The organism is Verrucomicrobiota bacterium (genome assembly GCA_039027815.1).
GTDB lineage: Bacteria > Verrucomicrobiota > Verrucomicrobiia > Verrucomicrobiales > JBCCJK01 > JBCCJK01.
The window spans coordinates 1-9,206 of the sequence record JBCCJK010000063.1 but is presented as its reverse complement, the minus strand read 5'-3'; the positions used below and the strand labels follow the sequence as shown (position 1 = coordinate 9,206).

Below are 9,206 nucleotides of genomic sequence, written 5' to 3'. Positions count from 1 at the left end.
GGGGAAGGAAGAGCCGGTGTCTTTCGAGCCAGCGCTGCGTTGCTCCTCGGTTACGGTGCCTGCACCGCGCCCTCGTCGCGCCTTGGTCTGGCCCGAAATCCACTCGGCCATTCTACCAGCCAATTCTGCAGCTTGGTATAAGGAAAAGAGAGGGACGGCGGCGGGTCCCCTACCCGAGCCAAAAACTGAAGTAGAGGTAGACCCCGACCACCAAGCCCAGCACCAGGACGGTGGCCCAGAGGTCTCGCTGGTCCCAGCTTTCGCGGATGGCTCGTTTGTCGCTCGCGGAGAGGCCGCCCCAGGTCAGGCCGTCGGTCTGGGATTTCAAGGGCGGAGGGCTGAGATAGGACAAGCCGATGATGAGGCTGGTGCTCAGGAGCAGGAGGACGCCCGAGTAGTAGAGAAAGCTGAAGGAGGCGATGTCCGCCAAAAGGCCCGTTTCGATCCCTCGGGACGCCACCCAGGCCTCAATGGCCAGCTTGCCCATCCCGAGGAAGAAGCCCACCAGCAGTCCCCAGAGGGCGCCGGTGGCATTGATGCGCCGCCAAAAAAGCCCGAGCAGGAAGACGGCGGTGATGGGCGGGGCGAGGTAGCCCTGCACGTTTTGGAGGTATTTGTAAATGCCGCCCCCGGCCATGGCTTTCATGATGGGGATCCAGATGAGGCCGGCTCCCACCACCACGGCCGTGGCCCAGCGCCCCACGCGGACATACTCCGCTTCCAGCCGACCGGGCCGGAGCTTTTGGTAGATATCGATCGTGAAGAGGGTGGCGCAACTGTTGAAGAGCGAGGCCAGGGAACTCATGAGCGCGGACATGAGCCCGGCCACCACCAAGCCCCGCAAGCCCACCGGCAGAAGATTCGAGACCATGGTGGCGAAGACTTGGTCCCCATCGATGTCCAATGCGCTCCCCTCCTTGAGGGGGATGTCCAGCAGGCCCTTTTGATGAAGCGCCAGGCCGATGACTCCCGGGATGAGGAAGATGAAAACCGGCCAGACCTTGAGGAACCCGCCCCAGAGCGCGCCGCGCCGGGCGTCGCTCAGGCTCTTGGCGGCCAGCGTTCGCTGCACGATGTATTGGTCCGTGCACCAATACCAGATGCCGACCACGGGGGAGGCGATCAGGATGCCGAGCCAGGGGAAGTTGTCATTTTGCCACCAGGGGATGGTCTGGCCCGCGGCGTCCTGGCCAGTCAGTGGTCGCCAGAGGGCGTAGTCGTCCCTGCGCTCGGAGGCCAGCTCCACGAGCGCGCTCCAGCCTCCCAGGGCTTGCAGGCCAAAGAGGGTGATGAAGACCGAGCCCAGCAGGAGCACGACGGTTTGCGCCACCTCGGTGTAGAGAACGGCCCGCAGCCCGCCGAAGATGGTGTAGACGCCGGTCAGGATGACGGTGGTGAAAGCGCCCACCCAGAAGGCATTGTCCGGCGAGCCGAATGCGTCCGGGAGCAAGGCCTTGAAGACAATAGCCCCGGCGTAGACGGTGACCGACACTTTCGTGAAGACGTAGGCAATCAGACTGACGAGGGAGAGCACCCATCGGGTCTGCGAATTGAAGCGCTTTTCCAGGAATTGCGGCATGGTGTAGACGCCGCTCTGGTAGTAGAAGGGCACGAAGACCCAGCCCAGCAAGACCATGATCCAGGCGTGCAGTTCCCAGTGGGCCATGGCCAGCCCGCTCTCCGCGCCATTGCCGGCCAGGCCCACGATGTGTTCGGAGCCGATATTGGAAGCGAAGAGAGAGGCGCCGACCACGAACCAGCCCGCGTGGCGACCGGCCAGAAAGTAGTCGGCCGTGGTTTTTTGCTGGCGCGAGGCCCACTTCACGATCCAGAGGAGACCGGCGAAGTAGAGGGCGACCAGTGCCCAGTCGAGACCTTGCATGGGCGTCTAGGCGTCGGAGAGGAAGTCGTCCAGGTAAAGCTCGTGGTATTTCACGGCCTCCACCCCGACGGCGGCCGCCGTCCCCAGGATGCTCTCTTCGGTGGCCGCGCGCGAGACTTGGGCGGCCGGGCGGGCCAGGCCGAGGATGATTTGACCGTAGCTGCGAGCCCCGCCGATGTGGTGGAGGAGCTTGAAGGCCATGTGCCCGGAATCGAGATTCGGGAAGACGAGGACGTCCGCTTTCCCGGCCACGGGGCCGCGGACCGTCTTGCGCTCGGCCGCTTCGGGGATGAGGGCCACGTCCACCTGCATCTCGCCATCGATTTCCATTTCCAGGTGCTGGGAGCGAATCCGTTCTTTCGCGATGGCGGTGGCGGCCCGCACGGTCTCGGTCCCGAGGGTGTGGGCGCTGCCTTTGGTCGAGAAGCTGAGCATGGCGACGCGCGCGGGACGCCCCTGGTGGTGGCGAAAGAGCTTGCCGGCCTCGACCGCGATCATGGCCAGCTCATTGGAATTCGGCTCGGGGATGACGCCGGTGTCCGCCAAGAAGAGGACATTGTCCTCGCCAAAGTGGGGCAGCCCCAAGCCGGCCAGCACGGTGCAGCCTGCGATGCGGGGGCAGTCCGGCAAGGGCTTCATGATGTGGAGCAAGGCCCGCATGATGGCGGCCGGGAAGCTCTGGTTCCCACCGATGAGGCCGTCCGCCTGGCCATACTGCACCATCATGGCGGCGAAGTAGTGGGGATTGGTCATGATGCGGCGGGCGTCGGTGACCTTCATTTGGCGGTAGCGCTCCATTTTCTCGAAGCGACGGCAGAAGAGTTCCAAGTCCTCGGAGCGCTCCGGGTTGATGACATTGATGAACTCCATCGAGATGTCTTCCCGAGCGGCGAACTCTTGGATCTTTCCTCGGTTGCCGATCAGGATGGGCACGGCGATTTCGCGGCGCACCATTTCCCGAGCCACCCGCAGGACCCGGAGGTCGTGCCCCTCGGTGAAAACGATCCGCTTAGGATGGCGCTGCAGCTTGTCGAAGAGCCTCTGCGTGAAGGGGTCCGGTTCGGAAAAGGAGAATTCTTTCGGCATGGGGGAGACAGCACAGTATGAACAGAAAATCCTGTTTGAGAAGCACCAATCCGATAGAGAAGGTGAGGCCGTGACGCCCCCGGCCGATTACCACCTGCACACTCCGCTCTGTCGCCACGCGGAGGGCAGCCCCGAACAAATGGTGGCGGCGGCCCGGGCGGCGGGCTTGGTCGAGATGGGCATTTCCGACCACAGTCCGATGCGGGAAGCCTTCGACGATTGGCGCATGGATTGGGCTGAGTTCCCTGCTTACTGCGAGTGGGTCGAGCGGGCGCGGGCTGCGGGCGGGGCCAGCCTGCCGGTCCGGCTCGGGCTGGAGGTGGATTACTTGGAGGGTGGGGAGGCCTGGATCGAGGAGCTGGCGGCGGCGGCCGAGTTTGATTACCTCATCGGCAGTGTCCATTACCTCGACGAGAGCTGGGCGGTGGATGATCCGCGCTTGGTCGATCGGATCGGGGCCTTGGGAGTGGAGGAAACTTGGGATCGCTACTGGGCTTTGTTCACGAAGGCCATTCGCTCGGGCTTCTTTGATTTTGTCGGGCATCCCGATCTGGTGAAGAAGTTCGGGCACTGGCCGACGGGCGACTTGCGGCGCTACTATGAACCGGCCATCGAGGCCCTGGTGGAGGGGCAGGTGGCTTTTGAGATCAACACTGCCGGTTGGCACAAGGACTGTGCCGAGGCCTACCCGGCGCGGGGCTTTTTGGAGCTGGCGGCTGAGGCGGGTGTCGGGCTGGTCATTAGCTCGGATGCCCACCGGCCCGGGGAGGTGGCCCGGGATTTCGATCGAGCGAGGCGGCTGGCCGCGGAGTGTGGCTTTCAGGAAACGCTTCGTTTTGAGAGGCGGGCAGGGAGGGCGGTGCCGTTATGAAGGTCTTGGGGGTTCCGAGGAGCGGTCGACGCATCGAACTGCGCCGAGCGCTTGTGATGGGCATCTGCAATCTGACCGAAGACTCTCTTTCGGGCGATGGCACGCTCGATTTGGAGGTGGCGGCCGCTCAGGTCAGCGAGATGCTGCGGCAGGGCGCGGACCTCATTGACGTGGGGGCGGAGAGCGCCCGCACCAATCGCCAAGCCATCGCGAGCGAGGAAGAAGCGGAGCGTCTCCTGGCTTTCTGGGCGCAGTGGGAAGCCATTTTGGCGAAGGCAGGACCGCGCGATGACAAGCAGCTCTGGCCGCCCCTTCTTTCGTGGAACACCTGGAGGCCGGAGGTGGTGGAGAAGGTTCTGCCAGTCGGAGGAGAGATTCTCAATGACATGAGCGCCCTGCCTGATTCGCGCAACGCCGTGGCCTGCCAAGCGGCCGGGGCGGCCCTTTTGGTGATGCACAACCGGGGCCAGGTCAAGGTGGCCAACCAGGAGCAGGTCTACCCGGACATTTGGGAAGAGCTGGAGGGCTTTTTCGCCGAGAAAGTGGCCCTGGCCGAGTCGGTCGGATTGGCCCGCGAGCGGCTCATCCTGGACCCGGGAATCGATTTCGCGAAGCAGAAGGAAGACAACCTCGCCATCCTGCGCTCTGCTGGTCGACTGAATCAATTTGGCTGCGCGGTCTTGCTGCCGATTTCGCGCAAAACCGTCATTGGCGAGGTCTTGGGAATCGGGAAGGCCCAGGCCCGAGACGCTGGCACGCTCGCTTGCTTGATGGCCGGCCTGGACGAGGGGGCGGATATTTTTCGAGTGCACGCAGTCGCCCAAGCCGCCGAGGCCGTGCGGCTGTGGGACGCTCTTCAATAAAAAAGGGACGGCCGCGAGGCCGCCCCTTTTTTTGGCGCGTGCAAGAAGAAAGAGCAGGTGCTCCTTACCCGGCGTCGGGAAGGATCACGGCGTCGATGACGTGGATGACACCGTTGGAGGCTTTCACGTCGGTCGCCACCACCTTGGCTTGGTCCACCATGACCCCGTCATCGACTGTCACCGTAATGGTTTGCCCCTCCAGAAGGGTGGGGGCTTCCATCGCTTTGACGTCGGCTGCCATCACTTTGGCGGGGACGACGTGGTAGAGGAGGATGTTGGTGAGCTGTTCTTTGTTCTCTGGTTTGAGAAGCGTTTCCAAGGTGCCCTCGGGAAGCGCTGCGAAAGCTTCGTTGGTGGGCGCGAAGACGGTGAAGGGGCCTTCGCCTTGGAGTGCTTCCACCAGCCCGGCGGCTTTCACGGCGGCCACCAGCGTGGTGAAGGATTCATTGGCGGCGGCCACTCCCACGATGTCTTTTTCAGCGGGCTTGGCTTCGTGGCCTCCCGCGAGGCTGGTGGAGGCGAGGGCGCCGGTGGTCAGTAGGACGATTGCGAGTTTTTTCATTGGTCTGTTCGTGGTTTTGTGATGGTATCGGAAACGACACCATGGGAGGATACGAGCTTCTGTCCGAAGGAGTTCCATCGCTCGACCTCGGCAAAAAACTTTCGCATCCGGCCCAGGCAGAAGGCCGTTTACGCCTTGCGGTTGCACCCCCGATGGGGGGCTTTTTGGCCACCTTGGAGCGGGTGTCAGGTCGCTCAAAAAAAGCCCGAAAATTTTTTTAGAACGCCCTCCGGTGCGCTCAGAACTTGCGCCCTGAGGGGGTCTACGGTCTGATGGCGCGACCATGAGAATCCTCTCCGGCATCCAGGCTTCCGGCCGGCCCCACATTGGCAACTACTTCGGGATGATGCAGCCGGCGATCGAGCTGCAAGAGGAGGGGGAGGCCTTCTACTTCATCGCCGATTACCACGCCCTGACCTCCTCGCCCGAGCCGGCCAGCCTGAGGGAGAATGTGCGGGAAGCGGCCCTCGATTTTCTGGCCTGCGGGCTCGATCCCGAGAAAGCCATCTTTTTTCGCCAATCCGATGTCCCGGAGGTCCATGAGCTGGCTTGGATCTTGAGCACGGTTTGCCCCATGGGACTCTTGGAGCGCTGTCACTCCTACAAAGACAAGATCGCCAAAGGCCTTTCTCCCTCTCACGGGCTCTTTGCCTACCCCGTCCTGATGGCGTCCGACATTTTGATTTATGACAGTCATTTGGTCCCGGTCGGCAAGGATCAAAAGCAACACGTCGAGGTGACGCGCGACCTGGCGCTCAAGATCAATGATCGCTATGGGGAGGGTACCTTGGTGGTACCGGAGGAGCGGATCCGGGAAGCGACCGCCGTGGTGCCCGGGCTGGACGGCCAGAAGATGAGCAAAAGCTACCGCAATGCCCTCCCCATCTTCGGGCCAGAGAAGGCGCAGAGGAAGCTGGTCATGCGCCTCCAGACCGATTCCACTCCGGTGGAGGAACCCAAACCGACGAAAGGTTCCGTCATCCTGGCGCTCTATGCCTTGTTCGCGAGCGAGGGGGAGGTGCAGCAGATGGAGGAGGATTTCGCCAAGGGTGGAGTCGGCTATGGGGACTTCAAGAAGCGACTCTGGGAGGCCTACTGGGAGCATTTTGCTCCCATGCGGGCCCGGCGGGCGGAGCTGGAAAAGGAGAGCGCTTACATCGAGTCGGTTTTGAGAGCCGGGGCCGAGAGGGCTCGGGCGGAGGCGGCTCGGGTTTTGGATCGGGTCCGCCGAGCGGTTGGCTTGGCATGAGTCAGCCTATTTTCCCACTTTTTTTCCCACTTTGAAAGGGACTTGCGACCCCTCCGAAGCCGCTTTAATTCTTAAAAGAGCGGTTCCATGTCGGAGCCGGACCTGTAAGTCAACGAGAAGGAGTTTAGATGTTTGGCAAAGAGAATCGGAAGCCGGGTGGGCCGGATCTTCTGCACTCGGAGAAGATCGTAACCGAGCGAAAAGTCTTCTTCTTGGATCTCAAGGAGAACGATCGCGGCCAGTTCGTGAAAATCACCGAAGACGTCCGCGGGCATCGCGATACCATTTTGGTGCCAGCGGAGTATCTCGATGATTTTATTGAGGCCCTCCAGCGAATCGCAGAAGAGAGCGATAACCTCTCAGAAGAGGACTAAAGGCCCCCTTCCCGCTTTCCTTTCAGGAGCTGACTGAGGGGAGCTGATTGAGGACCCAAGCCAGCACCAGGACCTGCGGCACCGTCAACAAGGGGAGCAAGAGCGCGAGCCGCCAACGCCCCGTCGCTTCCCGCAGGACCATCAGCTCGGTGTAATCGGTGGCGGCCCCAGCCATGAGAAAGGTGAAGCCATTTCCCGGTGCCTGGGCCCGGTGAAAGAGGTCGGCCGCCAAGGGGCTGGAGCCTTCCGAACAAACCTCGATCAAGGTGGCCGCCACCAGAGTGAGCCCCAGGCCGAGAAGGGAGGGCCCCAACCAAGTCTGATAGCTTTCTGCACTCCACCCCCCGCGCAGGGCCGCGGCCAGGATGGCTCCCAAAAAGAGCCACCGCAGAATCATCCGTGATTCCTGGCAGCCTTCCCAAAGCGCCCGGCCCGCTCCTCGCCAACTGGGCCGGATTTGACGAAACGCCGCCCGGGCCGCCCGCGCCCAGTGAAAGTCCTCCGGCAAAGCCACCCGGTGGGGATGGGGAGCGACCTTTCCTTTGGCAACCAGAACTTCCACCAGGCAACCCGTCACGATCGCCACGGCGGCCGAGAGCAGCACCACCACCATCGTCCACTGCCAACCGAGCAGGGCCCAGAGCACGAGGGTGGTCGAGAGCGAGTTCCACGGGCTGGCGATGAGAAAGGCGAAGGTCTGCCCAAGGCTGGCCCCGCGCTCGTAGAGCTTGGCCGCCACCAGCAGGATTCCGTGGTTGCAGAGATCCAGCAAGAGGCCGGCCGCGGTGGCGCGCAGAATCCCAGCTAGGCCTCCCGAGCGTCCAAGAAGGCCGACCACCAGTTCCCGAGGGACGTGCCGCAGCAGCGTGAGAGCCAAGATTCCCATGAGCAGGCCCCACCACATCTGGTTGAGCAGCTCATGGATTGCGCGAAGGAAGTCGCCCCAAAAAGGCACCCCGCTCAAGGGTTCAGAGGCGGTTCGGTGTAGGAGGTAGCCCAGGAGGCAGAGGCTGAGCGAGCCCCAGAATAGCCAGTCGATCTTCGGTCCCGGCGCGCAGCAAGCGTCGGGAGATGGGGAGGAGGAGGGAGGCTCTTCCTTGGGCTGACAACAACTCACCGGGGGGGAGTCTCGGGTTCTTTCCCAAGGAGCGCAATGGCAGCTTGGTCTTATACCAACCACCAGAATTCACTGGTAGAATGGAGGGGAGGTGTTGTGGGGAAGAGGCGCTGAAGCGCGAGGAAGGGAGAGCCGGTGTCTTTCGAGCCAGCCCTGCGTTGCTCCTCGGTTACGGTGCCTGCACCGCGCCCTCGTCGCGCCTTGGTCTGGCCCGAAATCCACTCGGCCATTCTACCAGCCAATTCTACAGCTTGGTATTAGTCCTCAAGCTTGCTTTCGGGCGCTCCTTGCAGGGTGACGAGTTCCAAAAGCGGCGAATCAAAGACGGCTCCTGGGGCGATCATGGGTTCCTCCCATGGGGGCCGACCCGCGTAGCGCTCCTCCAAGATTTGTCGGACCATGGCGTCGGCTACGTTGTAGGTCCGGAGAGGTTTCCATTGGCCGATGGCCACGCCTAGGGTCCGTCGATACATTTTCCAGACCAGTTCGGAGCAGTAGAGCGAGTCGTCTTCTTTCAAAAACTGGAGGTCGTAGCTTTTGCCCTCCCAGGCGGAGGCCAGTTCCCGCCACTTTTGTCGGACCGCGTCCGTGATCCGCGTTTCGGCGTGGCGGAGTCGCTTGACCGCGAAGAGGCCGTCCCGTCCTTGGGCGATCCAGTCTTCGATGGAGGTCCAGCAGACTCGTTGGCCCGCTTCGAAGACCGCTAGTTTCCCTTGGTGGTTCAGGAGAATGCCGACGTGCGACCAAAGGGAGCCGGTGGCTCGCTGGATGGGTTCGCTCTGGGCGGAGTTCGAGACCTGGAAGATCAAGTCTCCTTCTTGAAGCAGCTCCCGTTGATTCGCCCAAGCCAGAGATGGCAGATGCGAGAGGGGCAGCAGGAGGGCGAGCAAGCGACGCATGGGAAGAGGTGAGGCGCATTTCGCGTTCCAAGAGAAGCGTTTCGGGCGGAGGAATTGCCTTTTTAGAGAGGTTCTATTTCTCGGCGGTGGTCCGACGCTCTAATACCAAGCTCCAGAATTCACTGGTAGAATGGAGGGAGGTGTTGTGGGGAAGAGGCGCTGAAGCGCGGGGAAGGAAGAGCCGGTGTCTTTCGAGCCAGCCCAGCGTTGCTCCTCGGTTACGGTGCCTGCACCGCGCCCTCGTCGCGCCTTGGTCTGGCCCGAAATCCACTCGGCCATTCTACCAGCCAATTCTGCAGCTTG

General features: G+C 62.4%; 9 protein-coding genes. 4 read left to right on the top strand and 5 right to left on the bottom strand.

Going from position 1 to position 9,206, the window contains the following annotated elements; all coding sequences use genetic code 11:
• Nucleotides 1–169 precede the first annotated feature (169 nt).
• Nucleotides 170–1,882, bottom strand: coding sequence for a sodium:solute symporter (locus tag AAF555_11870; protein ID MEM6912262.1), 1,713 nt, complete (start codon nt 1,880–1,882; stop codon nt 170–172).
• Between the two features lie 6 nt (nt 1,883–1,888).
• Nucleotides 1,889–2,968: a phosphate acyltransferase gene (locus tag AAF555_11865; GenBank protein ID MEM6912261.1), complete on the bottom strand. Its 1,080-nt coding sequence runs from the start codon at nt 2,966–2,968 to the stop codon at nt 1,889–1,891.
• On the opposite strand from AAF555_11865, the gene AAF555_11860 reads away from it, so the two are divergent.
• Together AAF555_11860 and folP are read left to right on the top strand one after the other, a co-directional pair.
• Nucleotides 2,967–3,839 (top strand): histidinol-phosphatase, encoded by an 873-nt coding sequence (locus AAF555_11860; protein ID MEM6912260.1) that lies wholly within the window; start codon nt 2,967–2,969, stop codon nt 3,837–3,839. The genes AAF555_11865 and AAF555_11860 overlap by 2 nt on opposite strands.
• A complete protein-coding gene (folP, locus tag AAF555_11855) occupies nt 3,836–4,702 on the top strand; it encodes a dihydropteroate synthase (protein MEM6912259.1) in 867 nt (288 codons plus the stop codon). Before AAF555_11860 ends, folP begins: the two co-directional genes overlap by 4 nt.
• 64 nt (nt 4,703–4,766) lie before the next feature.
• Here the strand turns inward: folP and AAF555_11850 are convergent, their stop codons facing one another.
• The gene (locus AAF555_11850; protein ID MEM6912258.1) at nt 4,767–5,264 is read right to left on the bottom strand and encodes a fasciclin domain-containing protein; all 498 of its coding nucleotides are present in this window, start codon (nt 5,262–5,264) and stop codon (nt 4,767–4,769) included.
• 283 nt (nt 5,265–5,547) lie between these two features.
• Here AAF555_11850 and trpS point away from each other — a divergent pair, with 283 nt between their 5' ends.
• Both trpS and AAF555_11840 read left to right on the top strand, forming a co-directional pair.
• Nucleotides 5,548–6,513, top strand: a complete 966-nt coding sequence (gene trpS / locus AAF555_11845; GenBank protein MEM6912257.1) for a tryptophan--tRNA ligase — start codon at nt 5,548–5,550, stop codon at nt 6,511–6,513.
• A gap of 128 nt (nt 6,514–6,641) precedes the next feature.
• Entirely contained in the window at nt 6,642–6,887 is a 246-nt protein-coding gene (locus AAF555_11840) for a DNA-binding protein (GenBank protein MEM6912256.1), read from the top strand.
• A 22-nt stretch (nt 6,888–6,909) separates the two neighbouring features.
• Here AAF555_11840 and AAF555_11835 read toward each other — a convergent pair whose 3' ends face one another.
• Together AAF555_11835 and AAF555_11830 are read right to left on the bottom strand one after the other, a co-directional pair.
• Nucleotides 6,910–7,842, bottom strand: a complete 933-nt coding sequence (locus AAF555_11835) for a permease (GenBank protein MEM6912255.1) — start codon at nt 7,840–7,842, stop codon at nt 6,910–6,912.
• A 419-nt stretch (nt 7,843–8,261) separates the two neighbouring features.
• Nucleotides 8,262–8,903: a YiiX/YebB-like N1pC/P60 family cysteine hydrolase gene (locus AAF555_11830; protein ID MEM6912254.1), complete on the bottom strand. Its 642-nt coding sequence runs from the start codon at nt 8,901–8,903 to the stop codon at nt 8,262–8,264.
• Nucleotides 8,904–9,206 lie beyond the last annotated feature (303 nt).